The sequence below is a fragment of the Gardnerella massiliensis genome (assembly GCF_003408845.1).
In the GTDB taxonomy this organism is placed as follows: domain Bacteria; phylum Actinomycetota; class Actinomycetes; order Actinomycetales; family Bifidobacteriaceae; genus Bifidobacterium; species Bifidobacterium vaginale_H.
The window spans coordinates 223875-246715 of sequence record NZ_LRTV01000001.1; the positions used below are offsets into that span (position 1 = coordinate 223875).

Here is a 22841-nt window from a genome sequence, read left to right on the forward strand (position 1 = left end):
ATTCTGGTACAAATTCTGATACAACAGCTGAATCAAATATTAATTCAAAGTCTAAAGTTAGTGAAAACTCAGTTTCTCCAACGATTTTTAATCAAGCGCTTTTTGCTAGCGGTAAGCCAGAGCCTAATCACCAACAACAGCAAGAAAAAACCGAGCTTAAAGTAAGTCTTTGCTGGGAAACTATGAACAGCGATAATAACAAAGCATTTATTAATAGCGATAGCGATTTTGGTCAATTGAATTTTGAGAATTGGGACTTTGGTTCTACGCTAGACGCAAGTAGACAAGACGTAAAGAATGAGTTTGCTAAAATCAAATTTAAGATAATAGATAAAACTGATAACAACAAGGTAGTAGCAGAAACAACTGGCACTTATGATCCTAATACTGCTACATATGCAACTAAAAGCTTGGGTAGCTATGATTCAAGCCATACATACATAGTGTCAGTGGTAAACAGCACAGTTCCAAGCCCGTATTACGTGACGTACAATAATGTTTCTACTAATGAAGGCGAAGCTTTTGATCCCGATGCCACATACTTTACTTGGACTCCATCTAAAGGGTCTGATAAAAAGTCTCAAAACAAGTATTTTCGTCTAAATGTATTGGAAATTGTTTATGCCAAAGATGAGAATGTAGCTAGTAAGTGTTTCTCGTATTCCCAGCCTCAGATTAATAACAAGTATCAATCTGATGGCGATTGGAAGTTCACATATGACAAAACTGGTAATATTTTTGCGCGCTTGCGTGTGAAGGACAACGCTATTCAGTTCCCTAAAGATAAAGATGGCAATCCCACGCATCCTACAAAAGCAGGTTTTAAGTTTGCTGGCTGGCAGTTCTATGTTGCTAGAAAAGCAACAAATAAACGTCCATATACATCATATGACCGTATGTTTGATGACGATAAAAAGATAATAGATAACACAACTGTTGACTATGTACCATTTAACGAACAAACTACTACCTACCCATATTTATTTGCTGTGATTAGAGATAGCAAGGGTGTAAATACGTTTGGAAGTAAACTAGGTACACAATATTGCACTACAAACCACACATTCGTTGTGTTCCCGAAGTGGGAAAAAGAAGCTGGTCATACAGTTACTTTTATGAATGAGGGCAGTGAGTATGCGAAAGTAAAAGTGCAAGAGGGTAAGTCGATTGATACTGACGCTTTAACTGACCAGTCTATGCCTTCCAATCCTTCGAAGTATGGATATTCTTTTAGGGGGTGGAATACTCAAGCTGATGGATTGGGTTCAGCGTTCCTTGCTAGCACTACAGTAAAAAACGATATGACGGTGTATGCGATTTATACGAATTATCCGCCAACACTTACTTTGCAAGATAAGACGATTACTGAAGGCGATCTGCTTGATTTGAATAGTCTTATCGTTTCTGCTACAGATTCTGAAGATGGTGACTTAACTAGTAAGGTAAAGCTCACTAATAACGGTGGTTTTGATAATACGAAAGTTGGCTCCTATAAGGTTACGTTTAGTGTTACCGATAATGGTGGTGCTAGTGCAACAGCGTCTGCTACTGTTACGGTTGCGAAGAAACCAGTGCCACTTACCAAACTTAATATCGCACCAACACTTACTTTGCAAGATAAGACGATTACTGAAGGCGATACGCTTGATCTAAAGACGCTTATCGTTTCTGCTCAAGATCCGGAAGATGGTGACTTAACTAGTAAAGTAAAGCTCACTAATAATGGTGGATTTGATAATACGAAAGTTGGATCCTATAAGATTACGTTTAGTGTTACTGATAGTGGTAAGGCTAGTGTGGTGAAATCTGCTACCGTTACGGTTGCGAAGAAACCAGTGCAGCCAAAGCCTGAGGAGCCTATTCCGGATATTGATTGGGATGATATACCAACACCGGATACAACACCGGATACTGAGCCAATCCCAACCCTAACCCCAATTCCAACGCCGACGCCGGTTCCTGTAACACCAACCCCAGATCAGCCTGAGCAGCCAACTACTCAGCCTGTTTCGCATACTCCTGCGCATGCGGCTAAGCATCTTCCGCAAACAGGTGTTTCCGTGGCTTCTATCTTGGCTGCCGCAATCGCCTCACTCTTCGCCGGCGTTGCGTCATTGGGAGCAACTTCAAAGCGGCACCGTAAAAATTAGAAACAGTTGATTATACATGTTGATGCAAGTTAAGTAGTTGTGTAGTGTTACTGAGTAAAATTACTTAGTAACACTACTTGGTAGTTGACTTATTACTTGCGCGTGAGTTATTTACAAAAATCCTCCTGCGTAGCGTATTGCAGCAGGAGGATTTATATTCGGTTTAGTTATTTCTTGGCAAACATGTCTTGCGCATACTGGCGAATGTCGTCTGGGTTTATCATATTGTATTTTTCTTTTATTTTCGTAAAATATTCGCCGATTATATTTTTGCTGATTATTTTATTTGATGAATCACCAGTTTTTAGATTGCCGCGAGTAAGTATCCAAGGTTCCTCATGGTGCGTGAATCGTTCAAGTTCTTTACCGCTATAGCAGCAAAGATTGTCAATCACACCATCGCATACTGCTTTTTCCGTAGCAGATAGTGTAGTTGTTAGTTCTGCTGTAAGTCGTGTGATATCGCTTTTTTGAGCGTATTTGTAATCAGCTAATTTTTCTGATGATTTAATTCCTGATATTTCTGTTGCTGGCGAATCGATTGGACTAAAAGTGTAGTCTTTATAGCGCAAATAGATATCTTTATATACAGGTCCATGAACCCAAGCCTGACAATCGTCAGTAAATAAGAACGATTTATAGAAGGCAAAGTGAAAACCTTGTATGTAGTACAACGATTTTTGCAAGGCTAGAGGAGTAATGTCCTCACATTTTACGAGTAAATATTGTATTACATCGTTTATTTTTCGACTTGAATCTGCACTAATATGATCGTTACTTTTTGAAGCATTGTTGGACTTAAGTAATAGTTCCTGGGTTGCCTTATAGCTTTTCTCATAGCTAAGCGCGGATTTAAGATTATTCTTATTGCTTATTAGCAATTGCAAGTAATATTCTGGGTCATTATAAATGCGTTGCAAAGTGTCAGAATATTGTTTTGAAGGAATGTCTCCGTCTGCAAATCTAGAAAATGTTTGTTCGCCCCAGCCAAGTAGTAGCGAAAGTGGGCGCTTACCTATTGCGTATTTAGTAGGTATTTCGTTGATTTCATCAAGCGGAATAATATTGTTTTCTTTGCGATATTCGTCATACAATGCTCGAAGATTCGTGTCGATAATTTCAGGTACATATACGGCAGAACCGCATTCTTTGCAGCGTGCTTCTGTGCCAGTGTAGGAATACTGTTTTCCTTTAATAGTTGCGGTCATTGGAACGGAGTTTGCTGAGTACTCAACATCATTCCTACATTCTTCGCAAAATGTTTTATTATCTTTCATTATGAGCCTTTTATTGAGAATTAGCAGATTTATTATTTTTGAGTTGTTTATTAGATTATTTAAATAAATAATCTATCTGTTTATTTGCTTTATGGAACGAAATAACAACTGTTCTATTTTGCTGAGAAATAGTAATGATATTAAACTTCGTGTAAATGTTTACCATCTCACATTTACCTACGTGTGATAGTTTTACACGTGGTGCGAATACGTAAAGCGTTTCATATTCATAGCCTCTTTTTTTGTTTTTTAACGAATGACAAAAATCTTCCACTTCTATGTTGAGAAGTATATCTTTCTGAATATCTGATCGTATGTTGTATTCTCGAATGAAGTTTATGTTTTCTTGACGATTGTCGTTTAATGAGATGGTAAAACGGTCATTTTTTATGCAGTCTTTTATCTTTGCAAGTATTGCTGAAATTTCTTCTTTTGTGTAATTCTGATTATAATGCTTGTTCATATACCACCTCCACTCTTATGATACAAAAAATAGGTGTATTTATCAAGAAAAATGCATCTATTAATGCATAAATAGTTTTATATAGATTTTGGAATAAAATCTATTAGTGCAGTATTTTTGTTTGATTTGTTTTTATCCTTTAAGATTATCTTCAAGAAAATGTAAATTGAAAACTTTTATTTAGTATAAATAAGATGTTCATCATTTGGTTATTTACAGTATTGCTTATGCTGTTGAATATTGTATTATTTTTTTATTGCTGCTATTTTGTCTTTACTAGTAACACATATTTGCAGTAGGAGGGTTGTATGCCTGATTTAGATACTATTTCTGATCTATCTACAACAGATTGTGCTCTTTGCAAGAAATATCATATTCCTAATGCTGATACGCTTGCTGCATTTGAAGAAGCTAAGCAAATGAAATATGATCCTAATGTGAAAACATACAGTTCATTTGCTGAGTTGTTGAAAGATATTGAAGATGAATGATAATAAGCAAGAGGTCTCTGACAAAGATAAGCTTGATTTTGCAATATTTTGTATTGAAAATGTTGCTAAGAAGCTTAATCAAAACCCTCGCGATACGTATGATGCTTTGACTAAGAAAAGTAATATTCTTATGTCTTATATTGTGCCATCTTATGATGTTTTGCACACTCAAGGCAAAGAGTATATTACAAACGACATTATTTCTTTCATGCGCGAAAAAGGTGTGGCAAAGATTTAGGTGAGTGATGGATTTTGAAGGCGAATCCTGTTTTGTTGCAAATGAAGTATGCGAGGGTTGTAAGTCTTCTTGCTGAGCGTGCTGGGTTGAGTTATGAGCAGGCGCTTGACGTGTTTTACCATTCTGTTACTTACGATTTGATGCGTAATGGTATTTCGGATATGCATTGTATGAGTGATGGGTATTTGGTGCAAGATCTGTTAGAAGAAATGCAATGCGGACGACTTTGATTGTTCCAAAATAGATACCTGATTTTGTTATAATTTTGCACCCTTACAATACCGCCCTTTGCTAAAGCCTTAGAAATAGCATGGTTTTTTTGAGCAACCTACGCAACCGACTACTCAGCCAACGCAGCCGGGTTCGCATACTCCTGCGCATGCGGCTAAGCATCTTCCTCAAACAGGTGCTTCCATGGCTTCCATCTTGGCCGCCGCAATCGCCTCACTCTTCGCAGGGGTTACAGCGCTTTCGGCAACGACTAAACGCAAGCGCAGAAACTAGTTATAAGTTGTAAGTTGTAAGTAATACGTAGTTTTAATTGCTTACGTTTTAATAATTAAGGCTTCTGAGTAAATGTTTTATAGCATAAAGTCAGAAGCCTTAATTTATATGCGATTTTAAACTATATTCTGCAAATCATTTAAACAATATTGGCAAATTATAAAGTTTTTGCATTGTGAAGATCCGACCAATTAACCGGATTTTCAACCTTGTAGTAAGCATTGTCATCATCTGGCGCAGGAGCAAAAGGTATTGCCTTATGTTTTTTGGTTGGAACAAATGGGCTTGTATCATTATCTGGTCCAGGCTCCCTATCATCAGGAATAGGAATCTCTGTCTTGCTATAAAGCTTTGGATCTCTGCGCAAAATAAACGGACGATTTAAATCTGGAGTATGCTTACCAGTACCTCTAAAGTAGCCGCTTTTTTCAAGTTGTTCTAGTTTAGCGTTTACTGGTATTAATACGAAGAAATCTTGCATTCTGTAAACTAATCCGGTGCCAGCATCATCATAAGAACCAATATAATTGCCATCTTCAAATTGGTCAGGATTATCAGTTGGATTTATGTATTTACCATAAACGCAGAAAGCGCTAGGACTTCCCTCATAGTTGTTTACTTTTCCACAAGATGGTAAATCATGTCCTTCATAAAATTCAGCTGCTCCCGTATCCCCAGACAGCAAATGATTCTTCATCATATCATTTTCTGGCGTTTCACTATTAAATAAGATTGTTGCGGATATGTCTTGCGAGAAATTAGTAAGTGACAGATCATTGTCATTAATTCTAGTTTCCTCTGGTAATTCAGCTACACTACGAATTTTCATGGGATGATCTTCTAGTAAAACTTTTGAATATGAATGATCGTTGTTATCTGGATAATACTCATTCAAATATATGCATTTCCCAGAATTTGTACACCATTCTCCGGCCATTGGTCCAAGATTGCTTGCTATACGCGTGCTTGGCGATAAATCTGAATACGAATCAGTACCTAAAGGTATTGTAAGAGAATTCTTAGTATCTTTAGCATCAATACCATAATATAGTGTAACTTTTTCGTTTTCTTCTGTAACCTCGCTACCCAAAGCAGGGTAGGAGGCCACAATTTTACCAATAAGTTTTCGAGAAGAGAATCTTGGCTTAAACTCAATATTATTTATGCCATAATTTGCAAGTTTATTTTTTGCTTCATCTTTACTTCTACCGAAAATATCAACAGGAATAACGTTCTTATCACTGTGTACGCCTACCGCAATGCGCATTGCATCATCGTCACCAGATTTTTCAAAAGCCTGACCAGGCAAAGGATAGGTTGCAACAACGGTACCTGGTTTTGAAGTTGCAGCAACTTCGTACACTTTTACAGGCAAGTCCATAGCTTTTACTTCGCTGGTGATACTTTCTAAAGTTTTTCCAACAACGTCTTTAGGCATTCCAGGACCGAGAGATTCAACGACGGTTACAGTAGTGGAAGACTTGACTTGCGTACCGGATTTAACACCTTTTAATGATACAAAGGATCCTTTTTTGCGTCGATTTGGTTCTTGCACAACTCGCACCGTGAAACCTGTTGCGCGTAATTTTGTTGCTGCTTCTTGAGCATTTGCAACTTTGATTACTGGAACTGTAATCATATTTGAACGTGAGTTTACTTGGGTAAAGTAGTAAATTACTCCAGCGGTAACAGCTATAGCGGCAATAATTACTGTGCAAATAATATGTACAATTAAAGCCGTTTTGTTATGCTTCTTTTCCTCGTTTTTATCTACTGTATCTGCGCTACCTACGCTATTATCCCTATATTCTTCCTTAACTACTTGCTCGTTACTATTAATCTGTTCTTGCCAACTATTCTGATTGTTAGTCGTATCTTCAGTAAGAATCGGCTGCTGTGCAAAAGTATCCTGCTTAATATTTAGAACAAGTGTTTCTTCTGGTTGTTGTGTTGCATACGTTTCATTACTATTTTCTGAGTAATTTTGCGCTTGTTCACCTGAGTAATTTTGCACTTGTTCGTTTACTTGAGTTTGTATAGACCTATTTTCGTACAGTTCGTTAGGTGAACCGCAATGTTCGCAAAACTTTGCGTCATCCTTTATACTGTTGCCACAATTAGTGCAAAATGCCATAATCGCTCCCTCTCACTTTCCTTTATAAAATTTATTGTTTATTATATTACGGTTTATATTCATATCGGTTTATTTATATTCGTCTTGTTTGATTAATTCAAAAGCAAGGCGTCTAACCAATATGTGCAATTGGAGACACAAGCTCGGTGCCGGAACCATCTCTGCGCATATCTGGTTTAGGCAATTCCACTCGGTTTCCTTTAGCAGTAACAGCCTGAAGCGGATAATACCCAACGTATGCGTGAATCAGTGTATCTTGTCCTTTGAGGAAGCGCTGCGAGCGCACGCCGCCGGTTCCACGTCCCTTTGTTGGGTACATGTCGAAAGGTGTAAGTTTTGCAGCACCATTTTCGGTACCAGGCAGTGCCTCACTGTCTCCAGCTACGGTGAACACGACTGTGCCAGATGCGGAGAAAAGCCCGTTTTCTCCTTCTTCATAATGCCATTCAATATCTTCGTGTGGCACTACTGCAAACGCTGCCACGCTTTCGCCTTCTGCTAAGCGAATGCCAGCCATACCGCCTGCGGTGCGACCTTGTGGGCGAACTTGTTTCGCTTCAAAAGTGAGCAGCGAAGAATCAGTACTAATAAACACGAGCCTATCGTCGCCTCGTGCCGGCGCTGCCGAAACTACTGTATCGTCATCTTTAAGATCAATAATGCTCCAAGAATCCATAGTTGTTGGTGATTCACCATTCCAACGTTTTACTACGCCATTGCTGGTTCCTAAAGCTAGTGGGGTAGGAGATTCGGCGGTGTCTAATGGCATTGCTGAAATAACACGCTCGTTTGCAACGGGTTCAGTACTTTCTGTTGAAGCGAGGAGTTCTTGCGCTATTACGCCGCGCGTAAGCAAGGCTGGTTTTCCTTCTTCAACATTGATCTGGGGAAGATCTGCAACGTGTGCGAGAACTAAGCGTCCTGCTGAAGTAATAAGAGCGTATGTTGAGCGAGTGGTTGTGGCGAACATTGATGCGCAAGGAGTGTCGAATACGTTGTCTCTATGCTCTTTCCAATGTTCTAATATTTCCACGCTTGTTCGCGCAATGACTCCTGAAGTACTTAATGCTACGGCACAAGGTTCGTCACTTAACTGTAGTGCTACGGAAGCAGCTTCCGTTTCCCCGGCTTTAAGGGCTGCGTTTGCTGCTGCAATGTCTGCCTGTGCTGAAGTTAGCTTGTTTGCTGATTGTACAGCTTTCAACGCTACTTCTTCATTGTGCTTACTTCCCTTGGTTTCTACGGGTACGAAACTACCGTCTTCTGTTTCGTCTAGGAGGACTGTTCTGCGCGGAGTATCCCATTGACGCACCGCCTCATTCATATCTGCTATAACAACGCGGTCAAGTTCCGCTTCAGATCCTAAGATTTGGTTGAGTTCGTCGATTTTTTTCAGTAAATCTTCCCGTTCGCTTTCGAGTTCGATGCGACTCATTTTAGTAAGTCTGCGCAAACGTAAATCGAGAATGTACTGGGCTTGAATATCGTCAAGATCAAATACTGTTATCAGCTTAGCTTTGGCTGCGTCCGCATCATCTGAGGATCGGATAACTTGAATAACTTCATCAATATCGAGTAATGCGAGTAGCAAACCGTCTACTAAGTGCAGTCGTTCTTGAGCTTTGGTGCGTCTGAATTCGCTGCGCCTGCGAACTACGGTCCTGCGGTGTGCTATCCACACGTCGAGTAGTTCTTTTAGTCCCATAGTGCGAGGCCTGCCGTCTACTAGCGCAACGTTGTTAATTGTGAAGCTTTCCTGCAGTGGAGTGTGCTTAAATAATTGTGCGAGTACGGCATTAGGGTCGAAGCCTGTTTTAATTTCTATGACGAGACGTGTGCCGTTATGCCTGTCGGTGAGGTCGATTGCACCTGAGATGCCGTCAAGTTTTCTAGCTTTTATGCCTTGGGAAATACGTTCGAGGACTCGTTCGGGACCTACCATAAACGGAAGTTCAGTAACAATAATTGCTTTTTTGCGAGCGGTAATATTTTCAATATGCGTGGTTGAACGGGTAGTGAAAGCTCCTCGTCCTGTTTCGTATGCTTCGCGGATTCCGCTTCGTCCAATAATAATGCCTCCGCCCGGCCAGTCTGGTCCTGGTACCAGCTTCATGAGGTCGTCGAGGGTGGCGTTAGGATGTTTCATCACGTATTGTGCTGCTGCAACAACTTCGCCAAGATTGTGCGTTGCCATGTTGGTGGCCATGCCAACGGCAATACCGGAAGCGCCATTTACCAGCAGGTTTGGTATCGCAGCTGGCAGTACTGTTGGCTCCTTGAGTTTGTTGTCGTAGTTTGGGGTAAAGTCAACCGTATTTTCGTTAATATCAGCATTCATGCCAAGTGCTGCTGGAGCTAAACGTGCTTCCGTGTATCGAGAGGCTGCAGGACCGTCGTCAAGCGAACCGAAGTTACCGTGGCCGTCAACTAACGGCAATCGCAATGAAAAAGGTTGCGCCAAACGCACCATGGCCTCATATATTGCTGAGTCTCCGTGAGGGTGCAGTTTACCCATAACTTCACCAACAACACGAGCAGATTTCATATACGCGTGTTCCGGAGTAAGGTTCATGTTGCCCATTTGGTACACGATGCGTCGTTGCACTGGTTTCATGCCATCTCTAGCGTCTGGTAGCGCTCGCGCGTAAATAACAGAGTAAGCGTATTCGAGGAACGATTTGCTCATTTCCTCATTTAATGGTGTTTCAACAATATGCTCTTTTACTTTTCTAGGGTCGAAAGCTGGTTGCGTTGTATGACGGCGTGAAGGCATATTCTGAACTCCTTGAATGACTTTACGGCTCTCAATACTAGCAATTTCTATGCACAATCGCATGTGACAGGTGATATTTGCGCGGGCTTGCTCGCTTATTTTGTGTTGCTGAGCAGTAATGATTCATTGTTGTGTCGTTTGCGATGCGGTGTCAGTGGTTCAATAGTGAGTATGAGTGTTGATGTGCCGTCAAAAAAAGAGCTGTTTCAGTTTGTAGATAACGTTACTTATGGTGATTTTTGTGATGTTGAAGTTTCTCAAGTTTCTGAAGATTCGCATCGAAATCATGCGTCAAATCCTATACGGCAGCGAGGTGGCGCGCTTCATATTTCTTCTCTTCTTCCTGCTCTTAGTGATGTTATCGGCGCTCCGGTGAGCACTGCTGTACACAAGAATCCGGGTTTCCTTCGCGAATCTCTCGGCATTCCGAAAGCTCGTGCCGCAATTGTTGTACTTGTTGACGGCTTGGGTTACTGGAATATTCTTATGCGTCAGGGGCACGCCCCTTATCTGCGTTCTTTGCTTAACGAACCAATCAATCAGCGTCCTATTAGTACGTGTGTACCGAGCACTACGGTTGCAGCGATGGCCACTTTTGGTACTGGCACTTGCCCAGGTCTTACATGTATGACTGGTTATACGCAGAAAAATGCGCAGACTGGTAATCTTGCTCAGTTGATTCAGTTTAAGGATGCGCCGGATCCTCTAGTTTTGCAGCAGCAGCCTACTCTTTTTGAAAGTCTCGTTGCTCAAGGTGTTCGTGTAGACAGTGTGAGCTTAGCGAAGTTTGAACATTCTCCGCTTACTCAGGCTGCTTTTCGTGGCGCTCACTATGTTACGGCTGGCACACCTCGAGCTCGTATTATGAAGGCTGCGGCAAGTACGAAATCGCCTGGGCTGACCTACTTGTATTTGCGTGATACGGATAAAGTTGGTCACAATTATGGTTGGGATTCTGAGCAGTGGGTTGCGGCTTTTGAGCAGGTTGATGAGCAGTTGCGTTTGCTGCAGCGCAATTGCGCACCTGGAACCGTCATTGTTATTGCTGCCGATCATGGGATGATTCAAACGGATCCTGATGCTTGCGTTGACATTGCTAAGCAGGCTGATTTGATGCGTGATGTTGCCATGATTGGGGGAGAGCCACGTTCGGTAATGGTGTATGTGAAGGATGGTGTTGAGGTAGAGGAAGTAGCTAACCGGTGGAATACCGTCTTAGGGGACCGTGCTTTAGTGAGGACTAAGAAGGAAGCCATTGCGGATGGCGTTTTTGGTTGCGTTTGTGAGCGCTCTGAGGATATATTGGGTGACGTTTTGGTGCAAGCTCAAGGCGCTTGCACTATTGTTGATTCGCGTACGCAAACTGAAAAAGCTATGAGTCTTCCAAGTGTTCACGGATCTTTAACGCATTTAGAGATGGACATTCCGTGCTTGGTTGATTTGGTTTGATTTTGATTTAGTTTGATTGTATTTAATTTGGTTTAATTAGAGAATTAACCCGTAATTTGGTTGATTTTCCCGAAATATGATTGTGTGGCACCCAAAGTGAGGATGCCACACAACAATTGTTATAGCGAAAATTGTTATAGCTAGAGAACAAACGTTTTTCGAAAGGGTACTTACTCAGCCTTCTCCGAATAGGATTTCATCCCAACTTGGTACGGCAGCCCTCCCGCTTTTACGTTTGCTGTGTTCGCTAGAAGATTTTTCGTTTGACGGCGCTTCCTGAACGCGGTCAGCGTTTTTTGCTGATATTTGAGACGTTGAAACAGTATGGTCGCTCGTTGCTTCTTTTGCTTTTTTCTCACGACGAGCGTCAGCTTGTTCTGCTTGCTGCACTTTTTGTGCTAACGACTGTTGTGCTGCGTTACTTTGGGCAGCGAGTGCGCTTTGCTTCGCGCGTTCAGCTTCTTGCGATGGTACGTCACCTTGTTCAGCATTGTTAGCGGCTTGTTTTTCGGTTTTGTTTTCCGTCAAAGGAGATGCTGTGCGAGCAGTTTTGACGTCAGTTTCAACGGCACTGTTTTCTTCTTGCAGATCATTGCGCTGCTCGTATGCTGGAGTGTCTTGCTGAATTTCAGAAAGTTTATCACTGTTTCTAAGTTCCCACTGTGATACAGCGCGTTCGATTCGCGCTGAACGAATTGAATTTCCAGGTAGCTCTTCGCTAGTAAATGGGAAATTAATGCTTACAGTATCACGGTAGTTTCCACCGTAAGCTGCTTGCTTAGCAGCCTCTGAAGCGTTGGCGTCTTCTCCCAGAAGAAGTCTTGAAGAAGGATTAGCACACGTCACCGTGTTGTCATGCATATTCCACGTCCACTCAGCCTTGATAGTGCGAGTTGCGGTTTTGAAGGTAGCTGTTATACGCCATGGTTCTAATCCGCGTCGTGTCGCACGCCAAGTGACAGTTTCCATTCCTATGTGAGCTTTGGCAAGCGTTCTTTCAATGAGATCGGCGAGCGTACGCATGTTGCTTTGCTTCGGTGCAGGAACAAGGAGGAATTGTTCGATAGCATACTGCTTTTCCGTTTCAACGCCGGCAGAAAAACGTCGAACCTGCGCCTCACTGACGTTGTAGCGTTGCGCAACATGTGAAGGGTCCACGCCTGCGCGAATCAACGCTTGAATTTGTGAAATCGGCAAAGTCGCCGTAACTGGCGTAGCAGACGCGTGAGAATTTGTCTCATTGTGTTCATCGCCGTTCTTACGAATAATCTGTTGAGATTCAGCGATAGCGCGTTCCAGCGTGTCGTCCACCTGAACACGTAACGGCGTGTTTTCGCAAATAAAAATTAAATCGCCGTTCGCGTCCACATGATCGAAACTCGCCTCTTTTGGCGGATTTTCAAGCATTGTGCACCACTTTCTTCGCTTGTAACAATACTATGTATATACTTTAGTCCATACACTGCATTCTGTACCATTCTAAATAGGATAAAAAGAGAGTATTCTATGCGGGGTGGCGTTCATGTATGCTATGCGCGTAGGTAGCTTTAATAAACGAAAGGACCATAATGGCACAGGATTATGATTCTCCTCGTAGCAAGGATGAGGATGAGGAGTCGTTGGAGGCTTTGAGTAAAAGCTCCCAGAGTACATCCAATGACATTGATGATGATGAAAACGCTATTGCTGAAGATTACGAATTGCCGGGTGCTGATTTAAGTAACGAAGATGCTTCAGTAACCGTGATTCCTATGCAGGGCGACGAATTTATTTGTTCCGAATGCTTCTTAGTGAAGCATCGTAGTCAGTTGGCTGAAACTACTGCTGACGGACAGCCGGTTTGCAAGGAGTGCGCAGCTTAAATGGCATACGACGAGACCTACACTGGCCCCGAACAGGTTGAGGTGCTTATTCGGTATCTCGATAATGAAACGCCTACACTGCCACCGCTTTGTTATGCTCACGCTGGAGATGCTGGTGCCGACTTACGCACTACTGAGGATGTTACGTTGCGTCCTTTTGAGCGTGCTTTAGTGCCAACGGGTGTTGCCATTGCACTACCTGCTGGCTACGTTGCTTTAGTGCACCCTCGTTCTGGTCTTGCTGCCAAACAGGGCGTCACTGTGTTGAACGCTCCTGGAACCGTCGATGCAGGTTATCGAGGAGAAATTAAAGTTCCTCTTATTAATCTTGATCCTGAACATACCGTGCAATTCCACCGTGGTGATCGTATTGCACAAATGGTAATTCAACGTTACGTAGAAGCGCAGTTTATTCCAGCTGAAAAGTTGCCTGATTCTGATAGATCCGATAAAGGTTTCGGTTCAACAGGAGTGCAGTAATAGCATCATAAATCCGACCAGTTATGTGCTGAGTCGGATTTATTGTATGTGTTTATTTGATTTGTATGTGCGATTTGGTATATCTTGCGCACATTTGAGGGTAGGATAGTAAACAAATCAGGAGGTGGTCGCGATGGGTGAACTTCAAGACGATGTGAAAGGTTCTCATAGGCTTGGATGCGAAATCAGTGAGGATTCCCGTAACCCGCTGTCACCAATATTGAATATGTGCCAGTGGCACCATCCAGACGAAGACATGAGTATTCTTCACCGCGCTTATGATCGCGCAGTGAAGCAACATACTGGACAGCGTCGAAAATCTGGAGAGCCATACATTATTCACCCTCTTGCGGTTGCTCAAATTCTTGCCGATCTTGGTATGGGACCGATTGTTGTTGCAGCAGGCTTATTACACGACACGGTAGAAGATACCGATTATACGCTTGAAGAATGTCGCGCAGAATTTGGCGACACGGTGGCCGGCTTAGTAGACGGCGTTACCAAAATATCAAAAATGGAATATGGCGAAAGTGCCCAAGCTGAAACCATTCGTAAAATGGTTGTGGCAATGAGTCGCGACGTGCGCGTGCTAGTTGTTAAACTCGCTGACCGTTTACACAATGCTCGCACTTGGCGTTATGTTAAACCAGCAAGCTCCCATAAAAAAGCTCGTGAAACCCTCGACGTATACGCTCCTCTCGCAAACCGTCTCGGTATGAACGCTATTAAAACCGAGCTTGAAGAGTTGAGTTTCAAAGTCCTCTATCCAAAAATTTATAACGAAATTGTGGTCCTGGTAGCGCGCAGAGCAGGACAGCGTGAAGTCTATTTGCGTCAAATCCTTGAAGAAATCAATGCCGATTTAGCTGAGCAGCACGTAAAAGCGTCAGTAAAGGGTCGTCCAAAAGATTATTTCTCAATTTATCAGAAGATGATTGTGCGCGGACACGATTTTGCTAACATTTATGACTTGGTTGGCGTGCGCATTATTGTCGATTCAATTCGTGATTGTTATGCTGCGCTTGGTGCCGTTCACGCACGTTGGAGTCCTGTTCCTGGACGTTTTAAAGACTATATTGCAACTCCTAAGCTTAATATGTACCAAAGCTTACACACTACGGTTGTTGGTCCTGGTGGCAAGCCTGTAGAAATTCAGATTCGCACCTGGGACATGCACAGGCGAGCAGAATTTGGTATTGCAGCGCACTGGAAGTATAAGGCTAATGGTCAAGCTGGGCGAGCGTTAAGCAAGCCGGATAGTGACGATCGCAAACGCGAAGGTGAGCTTGAAGACCGCAGAGAATTGAGTGAAGCTGATAATCTTAAGTGGATTCAGCAGCTTGCCGAGTGGACGAGTGAAACCCCTGATTCTGACGAGTTTTTGGGTTCGTTAAAACAAGATCTTGGCGCCTCTGAAGTGTATGTGTTTACTCCAAAAGGCCGTATTGTCGCGTTGCCTCAAGATGCCACTCCTGTAGATTTTGCCTACTCAGTGCACACAGAAGTCGGTCACCGTATGATGGGTGCGCGCGTTAACGGACGTTTGGTGCCACTCGATACCAAACTTGTGAACGGCGACACTGTTGAGGTATTAACTTCAAAATCGGATACTGCCGGACCATCTCGAGATTGGCTAAGTTTTGTAAAAAGCCCTCGCGCCCGCAATAAGATTCGTCAATGGTTTAGCAAGGAACGCCGCTCTGAGGCGATTGAAGAGGGCAAAGACGAGCTAACTCGCGCTATGCGTAAGCGAAACTTGCCTCTGACTACTTTGATGACTCAGCAGGCCTTAATTGGCGTTGCTGACGAATTGAATTTGCCAACGAATGTGGAATCCTTATACGCTGCTATTGGCGAAGGACAAGTTTCTACTCAAAATGTTATTTCGCGATTAGTTAAAGACGCTGGAGCGGACGAAGTTGCGGAGGAAGTCGAGCAGGAGGCATTACCTCTTCGTCGCGTAGAGCACAATCGTAAGTCCAATGGGGCATTAGGAGTGTCAGTTAAAGGCGTTGGAGATGTGTGGGTAAAACTTGCTCGCTGCTGCATGCCTGTTCCTGGAGACAACATCGTTGGATTTATTACGCGCAACCAGGGCGTATCTGTGCACCGCACCGACTGCCAGAATATGATTGATTTGCAAAAAACTCAGCCTGAACGCGTTATTCCTGTGCAGTGGACTAGCGACAAGGGATTGTTCTTGGTGAAAGTTCAAGTGGAAGCGTTGGATCGTCAACACTTGCTTTCAGACGTTACTAGGGTTCTTTCAGATCATGGAGTAAATATTCTTTCTGGAACGATTGCAACTGGTGACGATCGTGTAGCAACCAGCCAGTTTACTTTTGAAATGGCCGATCCGCAGCATCTAAACACGCTTTTGGCTGCTATCCGTAAGATTGAAGGCGTTTTCGACGTGTATCGAATTACGGGTGCAAAAGATAGTGCGGAGCCGCGTTTGCGAAAGATGGAACGCGGAGACATTTAAACGAAAAACTACGGAAAACTACGGGGGCTGCGTCAACTCGCGTCCCCGTTTTTGATACCTATTATCTTAAAAACCAGGGGCCATAGCCCAAAACTACATCGCATAATAAGAAGGACGCTCCAGCTTCGGAACGTCCTTCTTAATTTTCTGCACATACTGACACTAGATGAGTGTCAACGCCTCATTTCAGGCAGTAACAGCCTTCTTTAACAAAGAGCCAGCAGAAATACGCACGCCGTAAGATGCTGGAATCTTGATGGTTTCACCGGTACGCGGGTTGCGGCCAGTGCGCTCAGCGCGCTTTACGCGCTCTGCGGAAAACAGACCAGTGAGCTTCAAACCTTCACCAGACTGCAAAGCCTCAACGAACACATCCTGGAATGCGTTGACGGCGGCTTCGGCCTGCGCCTTGGTCAGGTTGGACTTCTGTGCGATCTTCGAAACGAGATCAGACTTGTTGTATGCCATGCAGCATCCTTTGTGTTAGGGGCCTTAACTTTACAAGGCCACGTTCATACTTGATATTAGTACATTTTCCCTACAAATGTGGCCTTTTTCCTATATTTTTCCCTATATTTTTCCTAATTTTTCGCAAAAATACAAAAAGTACCCCCGTAACGGTTACAAAGTACTAAAAAAATGGCGTATTTCTTAGAAAAACTACAATATTGTTTACTACGAGATCGTTATATAAGATCGCGACTACTGAGCCATTTCATAGCGAGAGCACCCATAGGAATACGCACCCAGTAGAACATGAGTCGATACAACAGAGTAGCAGACAATGCGATAGTAGGGGGGACGCCCACTGAAGTGAAAGCAAAAGTAAGCGAAGCCTCAACCGCACCTAAACCACCCGGTGTAGGTATTGCAGAACCTGCAGTATTCGCAAGCAGAAAAAGTAACACGGTCTCCCAAGGGTTAGCGTAATATCCAAAAGCAAGCAACGCAATCCAATAGCCTAATCCTATAGAAGTAACCAGCATAAAAGCGCCAAAAGATCCTGTAACAAGCTGAAGTGGGCGCGATACTAGCTCTTTAATTTGGCGACCATAATCAGAAAGAATTGGTAAATAACGTTTGCGAATAGCTTTACGAGCAGCCGGAATTGCCATAAGAGTACAAAGAATAAGCGTAATAATACCAATCGCAGCAATAAGCATATGCGTTGGAATCATACCGGAAAGCACGTTTCTTCCAGTAAAAATACCTATAGCAAGAAGAACTAGAGTAGTCATCAAAGCTTGGATAAGCCATACAGCACTAGTAATCGCTGTCGCCTGAGCTGAAGTATAACCGTTTTTTCGTAACACTTGTACGTTAACAAAAGCAGGACCAACTCCAGCAGGCATAGAAACGGCAGTAAAGCCGGAAGCAACTTGCGAAGCAAAAAGTGCCGTTGGAGAAGGTTTCTGATCATCCATAAAGGAGCCAAGCGTAATAGAAGAACCGAGCCAAGCAAGCATGCTACAAACAAAGCACATAAGTACCATAACATCGTTTGCGTGGCGCAATGCGGCAAACACTTCCTGAGGATTCCACTGAGTGATTACAACCGCAATAGCAACAATCGCAAGCACGAGGCTCACAAAGAACCGGATACTAAAGCGTGCAAGCCGCACAGTATCGTAGTCCTCTTCATCCGTATGTAGCGCCACTGTTTTGCCAAGATTATCGCACAAGTGCTTAAAAACTTGCTTATTCCACGAAGGAAGCGCCCTAGTAGAAGCTGGAATAGCAGCTTTCTGCATAAATGGCAAAATTTCGGCGAGCTTATCTGCACCCCACGAATCCAACGCTGCCTTAATAGCAGTTTCGGTATCAGTGCAGGCAGCAATAAGCGTTAATAACTGTACTTTATCGAGCGCAATATTCGTCACATCGCTCGCAACATCGCCATTCTGCCATCCCGCAATAACAGGAGTGCCATCTTCAAGACGGGCAAGCGTTTCAGGAGTGATACGCCTATGAGTAATACCGCGCACGTTTGCAGCATCAAGATAACGCATAAGGCGAGCAGCATCATCAACCGTTAACGTATTAAGATTGCACGGCAGTAAGGCATTTGACGCGTGAAACACCATAATAGAAGATTTATCGCTATCACTTACGCCATACACGTTAGCTGTAGGTAAATGCAGGTTGCGCAACACCAGCAACATAGAAAGATGATGGTGCACAGAATGGCGAGCCGAACGGTCACGCCTAGTAGGAATATCAACCAAACGAACCCATTGCCATAACTGGTTCAAATATCCCGGCAAGTGCACTTGATTATCCAATACAGAAATCACATAACGCATTGAATGAATATCGGTGGCATCGTACAGCCTAGAATTCTCAATCAAATCATCATCTAAACTTGACCGAAGCACACCCGTATGATCATCCTGCTGAGTTCTACGCGATAATTGTGTCAGATTATCAATGCCAATATTTTTCAACGCAAGAACAATATCATCGCCCCAAGCACCCTTGCTTCGCGTTCCCTTAGCAAAACGGAAAAGCGTTCCAATAGCCCTTCCTAAACAGCATGAAACAATAACTCCCGGATACGAATCCCAAGAGGAAAGCAACAGGATTGCAGCAACAATAAACAAGGCATTCCAGCCCCATCTGACGTGCTTATACTCACGTCGAGGTCCACTCACCGTAAGAAAAGCAACCAAAACCGCATATATATCCGGCAACAAATCAGTCCACGCTGACGTAGGCTGAGAATGAAACACTTGAAGCAAAGGAGCATAATGCGTTGCAGACAACGCACCAGACAACAGCCAAACCGCACCGTAACTTATAAATAGCGTAATAACAGACAGTGCAGTATCAACCCAACGTTTAGCAGTAATCATGTAGGCAATAACTTCAGCAACAACAATAAGCGTAAGTGCTTGCTGAATAAGCGCACAAGGAACGCCATTAAACATGAAGCCAATAATTTTACCTGCACTACGGGCATCAATTTCAACTCCAGCAGTAGTCGCAGAGAACCACATGCTAGTGAGTATAGTGAGCACACCAATTACTACCGACGAAAGTGCGTACAGCAAATCCGCCCAATTGCGCACTAAACTCGGTTGAGTGTCCTCAATAATAAGATTGGGATTGACTTGAGACTGCATAATCGCTATCGACTACCTATTGAATAAAATCCACCAATCGTGAAGCAAAACCGGTATAAGAAGCAGGAGTCATCGATTGCAATCGGGCAGTAGTAGCCTCATCAAAACCGCGAGAAGCAATAAACTGCTCAACATCATCGTGCGAAATATGGCGACCACGCATCAATTCCTTCACCTGCTCGTAAGGACGCTCCATTCCAGGGACGCCAGCAATTTCTTCAGCACGCATAGCAGTTTGAATCGGCTCGCCAAGCACTTCCCAATTATCATCCAATTCTTGAGCCATAAAATCAGCGTTAGGATGAATAGAATTCAATCCTCCCAAAAGATTATTCAGCGCAAGAAGAGCATAACCAAAAGCAGAACCAATATTTCGCTGCGTAGTCGAATCAGTAAGATCCCTCTGCCAGCGGCTTTCCGTAAGCGTTGCACACAACGTATCAAACAATGAGCAAGAAATCTCAAGATTTGCTTCGGCATTCTCAAAACGAATAGGATTAACCTTGTGTGGCATAGTAGAAGATCCAGTGGCACCCTTTACCGGCACCTGCACAAACACGCCGCGAGAAATGTACATCCACACATCTACAGCAAGATTATGCAAAATATGGTTGATATGACTCACCGTGCTGTACAACTCGGCCTGCCAATCGTGGCTTTCAATTTGCGTAGTCAAAGGATTCCAGTCAAGACCCATACGATTCTCAACAAATTCTCGCGACACGCCAACCCAATCAACCTCAGGGAATGCTGCTAAATGCGCACCAAAAGTACCAGTAGCACCATTAATCTTGCCTAAATACTCCTGAATATCAAGATGACGAAGCTGGCGCTGCAAACGGTACGCAAACACAGCCAATTCCTTACCCAGCGTAGTCGGAGTAGCAGGTTGACCATGAGTTAGAGACAACATTGGCAGATCACGGTACTCTTTTGCGTGCTCAACCAAATAATTAACTATTGCTTCCAAATTAGGACGATACACCATCGCGACCGCTTGCTTTACACAACGCGCAATAGAAAGATTATTAATATCTTCACTCGTACACGCAAAATGCACAAGAGTCTTTAAAGAAGACAATTGCGTCGCATGATTAAGCTTACTTTCAGCTGCATCAAGCGCATCATCAATGTAATATTCAACCGCCTTAACATCATGATGCGTCACCGCTTCATGTGCTGCATGGCGAGCAATACCAGCAGAATCAAACTCCTCAGGAATAGAACGCAAGTACGCACACTCTTCCTCAGTAAGAGGGGCAACACCGTTAACAATCGGCTTGTAATGATTCCCTTCGTAACCATTAGCAAGAAGAATCATCCACTCAACTTCAACGCGCATGCGCTCGCGATTTAACGCAGGCTCACTTAAGTATTCAACAAGCGCTGAAGTTTGATTATGGTAACGACCGTCGAGGGGAGTAAGAGCTATTGCAGGAGAAATATCAGTAAGCTTCATATTTGCAAGATTACAACATGCCACGAATTAGGCATTGCACATTGCAAACTTACAGTTGCATACTCATCGCATGACTCCCTGCCACACGAAGGTATTTTGAAGCTCTCCGCGAATCGTGTTCTGAAAATGTTGCTCTTGCGACCGTATTGCTGCAGAACCTAATTGCGATGCATCTTCATACGCCGCTTTATGGTAGTGCAAATCGTGGGTGAGAGTTCCTTCTTCTGGCACATCCTCCACAAGTACGCCGTTTTCATCAAATTTTCGCTTAACACGCGGCCCTCCTATAAAGCGCGCTACTCCACTAGGAGACATGCGTTGAGCTCCTCGAACCTGCGTAGCACGACCATGAATAGTAATCCAGTTTTTCCTCATAGGATTGTTTTTGCCATCAAGCGTTGGCACAAGCTCATCCTCCATTTCAATACTCGTAACCCATGTACGCTTAGGAATAGGATGATTAGCAATAGGAGAACCGGCAGTGACCACATGCTTAATGTTGTACTGCTTTGCATAATCGCTTGCAATGCTTGCCGCAACAATACCACCCTGCGAATGTCCGACTAAAACTACAGGATCCTGCGGCTTAATTCCGGAACGACGCATAGCTTCAACAACCATCCTCGTACTATCAGCTTGCTTTCGCATGGAAGCAGCATTACTCATTGCTTCCAAATTTTGTTCCCACCCGAACGGGGAGTGAGGCTTTCCGTCAGTTCCTGGTATTGTAACCAGCCACGACGTAGTACCATCAGCACGCTTAAAACGTTGAACAGCAATGGTTGCGGCATCCGGATTGACGTGAGGAGGATGCACTCCAAAATTCCCATCAGCTAACTCAGTTAAGTTATCGAGCGCCTCACCCAAAGTGGCACCTTTTTTCGTAAGAACGAACTGAGGATTGCGCGAAAACTGCTCAATCTTAGTAAGATGCAGAGTATCACCTTGCATAAGGTTGTTAATTTTAGCGGTGACAAGACTTAACGCACCAGCAACGGTTGGAACTGGGGAAGTCACGTACCGCTTAGCATACTGCTTAGCTTGAGTTATAGGATTATTTTTGACAGTCCCCTTCAGATTTGGTGCGATTTTACCGTGGGTACCTTGAGCACTTTCTGCAAGAAAAATAGGAAGCCCAGTAATAGGATTCACCATTATATGCTGACTGAGACCACGAATTACCCCTTGCTGAAGAGGAGCTGTCGCATGGGACCATTTAGCAACATGCTTTAAACCGGTATGTTGTCGAGCGTCATTTGCACCCGCAATAACAGCACCACCAATAATAGGTGTTGCAATCCAAGGTGCCAAAAGCGTTACTAGTGCAACCTGCTGATCGAATCGTTCCCTAGCGGCCGCTTCAGCATTAGCGTACAAATTGTTCGCACGAATAATAAGAGAGGCTAAATCTTCTACAACATGCGACAAATGGCTACATTGCTGCGCATAGTGAGTGCACAAACTTGGCGTCAATTTAGACCGCGCAGCATGTGCAGTAAACACTGACGACGGATACTTACCTACGGTATTGTTTGCCGCCGATTGCAATGCCGTGCTTTGACTTGCAATAACCATAGCTGCATGATGCCACGACGAACTTAACGACGCTAACTCTTGCGCAATGCAATACAGTTTTCTAGCAAAACCGGTGTACGCATGACTTGTTGCGGTAGCAAGTTTTACTCCGCCCACAACCGTCGATTTAACTTTCCAAGGCATAACTACATACCTCCACGAACGTCGTAGAGCGTACGAGCTTGACGCGCAAGATTTTGCATTTGTCGCCGAAAATGCTCGGCAGCGAGACCTTGCCAATCATGCAATTCTGGCGCCGTGGATTCGCTAAGAATTCTCCTGGCGCATTGTTGAGTGTTTTGTATAAGCCACTGCCATTCATAATATGTGTTCATACATAGTATTACACACACTAATTTAAGCAATGTCACGAAAAAAC

18 protein-coding genes and 1 pseudogene are annotated in these 22841 nt (G+C 43.5%); 9 read left to right on the forward strand and 10 right to left on the reverse strand.

All coding sequences use genetic code 11. From position 1 onward, the window contains the following. A partial coding sequence (locus tag AXE77_RS00810) for an InlB B-repeat-containing protein (protein ID WP_116711682.1) occupies positions 1-2150 on the forward strand: 2150 nt, incomplete at its 5' end. A gap of 167 nt (positions 2151-2317) precedes the next feature. Here the strand turns inward: AXE77_RS00810 and AXE77_RS00815 are convergent. Both AXE77_RS00815 and AXE77_RS00820 read right to left on the reverse strand, forming a co-directional pair. Beyond that, positions 2318-3427, reverse strand: coding sequence for a type II TA system antitoxin MqsA family protein (locus AXE77_RS00815; RefSeq protein WP_116711683.1), 1110 nt, complete (start codon positions 3425-3427; stop codon positions 2318-2320). Positions 3428-3482: 55 nt separating this feature from the next. Beyond that, complete coding sequence (locus AXE77_RS00820; protein ID WP_116711684.1) at positions 3483-3890, reverse strand: hypothetical protein; 408 nt, start codon at positions 3888-3890, stop codon at positions 3483-3485. A gap of 308 nt (positions 3891-4198) precedes the next feature. Here AXE77_RS00820 and AXE77_RS00825 point away from each other — a divergent pair, with 308 nt between their 5' ends. The 4 genes and pseudogenes from AXE77_RS00825 to AXE77_RS00840 all read left to right on the forward strand — a co-directional run. Beyond that, a complete protein-coding gene (locus AXE77_RS00825; RefSeq protein ID WP_116711685.1) occupies positions 4199-4381 on the forward strand; it encodes a hypothetical protein in 183 nt (60 codons plus the stop codon). Then, entirely contained in the window at positions 4374-4619 is a 246-nt protein-coding gene (locus AXE77_RS00830; RefSeq protein ID WP_116711686.1) for a DUF3791 domain-containing protein, read from the forward strand. The genes AXE77_RS00825 and AXE77_RS00830 overlap by 8 nt, the downstream gene beginning before the upstream one ends. Before the next feature lie 41 nt (positions 4620-4660). Next, a complete protein-coding gene (locus AXE77_RS00835) occupies positions 4661-4849 on the forward strand; it encodes a DUF3791 domain-containing protein (protein ID WP_205727518.1) in 189 nt (62 codons plus the stop codon). Between the two features lie 154 nt (positions 4850-5003). Continuing rightward, positions 5004-5123, forward strand: a pseudogene (locus AXE77_RS00840) (LPXTG cell wall anchor domain-containing protein); the annotation flags it as partial. Positions 5124-5280: 157 nt separating this feature from the next. Here the strand turns inward: AXE77_RS00840 and AXE77_RS00845 are convergent. Continuing rightward, positions 5281-7257, reverse strand: a complete 1977-nt coding sequence (locus AXE77_RS00845) for a PASTA domain-containing protein (RefSeq protein ID WP_116711689.1) — start codon at positions 7255-7257, stop codon at positions 5281-5283. A 112-nt stretch (positions 7258-7369) separates the two neighbouring features. Further along, positions 7370-10030: a DNA gyrase/topoisomerase IV subunit A gene (locus AXE77_RS00850; RefSeq protein ID WP_116711690.1), complete on the reverse strand. Its 2661-nt coding sequence runs from the start codon at positions 10028-10030 to the stop codon at positions 7370-7372. Between the two features lie 171 nt (positions 10031-10201). Between AXE77_RS00850 and AXE77_RS00855 the strand changes: the two genes are divergently transcribed. After that, positions 10202-11479, forward strand: coding sequence for an alkaline phosphatase family protein (locus AXE77_RS00855; protein WP_116712035.1), 1278 nt, complete (start codon positions 10202-10204; stop codon positions 11477-11479). A gap of 174 nt (positions 11480-11653) precedes the next feature. Here the strand turns inward: AXE77_RS00855 and sepH are convergent, their stop codons facing one another. Then, positions 11654-12886 (reverse strand): septation protein SepH, encoded by a 1233-nt coding sequence (gene sepH / locus AXE77_RS00860; RefSeq protein WP_116711691.1) that lies wholly within the window; start codon positions 12884-12886, stop codon positions 11654-11656. 161 nt (positions 12887-13047) lie between these two features. Between sepH and AXE77_RS00865 the strand changes: the two genes are divergently transcribed. The 3 genes from AXE77_RS00865 (at position 13048) to AXE77_RS00875 (ending at position 16306) form a co-directional block, all read left to right on the forward strand. Then, on the forward strand, positions 13048-13341 hold the full coding sequence (locus AXE77_RS00865) for a DUF4193 domain-containing protein (protein WP_116711692.1): 294 nt from the start codon (positions 13048-13050) through the stop codon (positions 13339-13341). After that, positions 13342-13821 (forward strand): dUTP diphosphatase, encoded by a 480-nt coding sequence (gene dut, locus AXE77_RS00870; protein ID WP_116711693.1) that lies wholly within the window; start codon positions 13342-13344, stop codon positions 13819-13821. A 133-nt stretch (positions 13822-13954) separates the two neighbouring features. Continuing rightward, the gene (locus tag AXE77_RS00875) at positions 13955-16306 is read left to right on the forward strand and encodes a RelA/SpoT family protein (RefSeq protein ID WP_116711694.1); all 2352 of its coding nucleotides are present in this window, start codon (positions 13955-13957) and stop codon (positions 16304-16306) included. A 186-nt stretch (positions 16307-16492) separates the two neighbouring features. Here the strand turns inward: AXE77_RS00875 and AXE77_RS00880 are convergent, their stop codons facing one another. The 5 genes from AXE77_RS00880 to AXE77_RS00900 form a co-directional block, all read right to left on the reverse strand. Further along, a complete protein-coding gene (locus AXE77_RS00880) occupies positions 16493-16774 on the reverse strand; it encodes an HU family DNA-binding protein (protein ID WP_004119480.1) in 282 nt (93 codons plus the stop codon). A 218-nt stretch (positions 16775-16992) separates the two neighbouring features. After that, on the reverse strand, positions 16993-19428 hold the full coding sequence (locus AXE77_RS00885) for a lysylphosphatidylglycerol synthase transmembrane domain-containing protein (RefSeq protein WP_116711695.1): 2436 nt from the start codon (positions 19426-19428) through the stop codon (positions 16993-16995). Between the two features lie 16 nt (positions 19429-19444). Continuing rightward, entirely contained in the window at positions 19445-20887 is a 1443-nt protein-coding gene (purB, locus tag AXE77_RS00890; protein ID WP_116711696.1) for an adenylosuccinate lyase, read from the reverse strand. Positions 20888-20950: 63 nt separating this feature from the next. After that, positions 20951-22606, reverse strand: a complete 1656-nt coding sequence (locus AXE77_RS00895) for an esterase/lipase family protein (RefSeq protein ID WP_116711697.1) — start codon at positions 22604-22606, stop codon at positions 20951-20953. A gap of 2 nt (positions 22607-22608) precedes the next feature. Further along, complete coding sequence (locus AXE77_RS00900) at positions 22609-22797, reverse strand: hypothetical protein (RefSeq protein ID WP_116711698.1); 189 nt, start codon at positions 22795-22797, stop codon at positions 22609-22611. Positions 22798-22841 lie beyond the last annotated feature (44 nt).

Excerpts from the sequence above, each read along its gene's own strand:
- AXE77_RS00815 (WP_116711683.1), bottom strand. The coding sequence starts at position 3,427 with ATGAAAGATAATAAAACATTTTGCGAAGAATGTAGGAATGATGTTGAG.
- AXE77_RS00820 (WP_116711684.1), bottom strand. The coding sequence starts at position 3,890 with ATGAACAAGCATTATAATCAGAATTACACAAAAGAAGAAATTTCAGCA.
- AXE77_RS00825 (WP_116711685.1), top strand. The coding sequence starts at position 4,199 with ATGCCTGATTTAGATACTATTTCTGATCTATCTACAACAGATTGTGCT.
- AXE77_RS00830 (WP_116711686.1), top strand. The coding sequence starts at position 4,374 with ATGAATGATAATAAGCAAGAGGTCTCTGACAAAGATAAGCTTGATTTT.
- AXE77_RS00835 (WP_205727518.1), top strand. The coding sequence starts at position 4,661 with ATGAAGTATGCGAGGGTTGTAAGTCTTCTTGCTGAGCGTGCTGGGTTG.
- AXE77_RS00845 (WP_116711689.1), bottom strand. The coding sequence starts at position 7,257 with ATGGCATTTTGCACTAATTGTGGCAACAGTATAAAGGATGACGCAAAG.
- AXE77_RS00850 (WP_116711690.1), bottom strand. The coding sequence starts at position 10,030 with ATGCCTTCACGCCGTCATACAACGCAACCAGCTTTCGACCCTAGAAAA.
- AXE77_RS00855 (WP_116712035.1), top strand. The coding sequence starts at position 10,202 with ATGAGTGTTGATGTGCCGTCAAAAAAAGAGCTGTTTCAGTTTGTAGAT.
- sepH (WP_116711691.1), bottom strand. The coding sequence starts at position 12,886 with ATGCTTGAAAATCCGCCAAAAGAGGCGAGTTTCGATCATGTGGACGCG.
- AXE77_RS00865 (WP_116711692.1), top strand. The coding sequence starts at position 13,048 with ATGGCACAGGATTATGATTCTCCTCGTAGCAAGGATGAGGATGAGGAG.
- dut (WP_116711693.1), top strand. The coding sequence starts at position 13,342 with ATGGCATACGACGAGACCTACACTGGCCCCGAACAGGTTGAGGTGCTT.
- AXE77_RS00875 (WP_116711694.1), top strand. The coding sequence starts at position 13,955 with ATGGGTGAACTTCAAGACGATGTGAAAGGTTCTCATAGGCTTGGATGC.
- AXE77_RS00880 (WP_004119480.1), bottom strand. The coding sequence starts at position 16,774 with ATGGCATACAACAAGTCTGATCTCGTTTCGAAGATCGCACAGAAGTCC.
- AXE77_RS00885 (WP_116711695.1), bottom strand. The coding sequence starts at position 19,428 with ATGCAGTCTCAAGTCAATCCCAATCTTATTATTGAGGACACTCAACCG.
- purB (WP_116711696.1), bottom strand. The coding sequence starts at position 20,887 with ATGAAGCTTACTGATATTTCTCCTGCAATAGCTCTTACTCCCCTCGAC.
- AXE77_RS00895 (WP_116711697.1), bottom strand. The coding sequence starts at position 22,606 with ATGCCTTGGAAAGTTAAATCGACGGTTGTGGGCGGAGTAAAACTTGCT.
- AXE77_RS00900 (WP_116711698.1), bottom strand. The coding sequence starts at position 22,797 with ATGAACACATATTATGAATGGCAGTGGCTTATACAAAACACTCAACAA.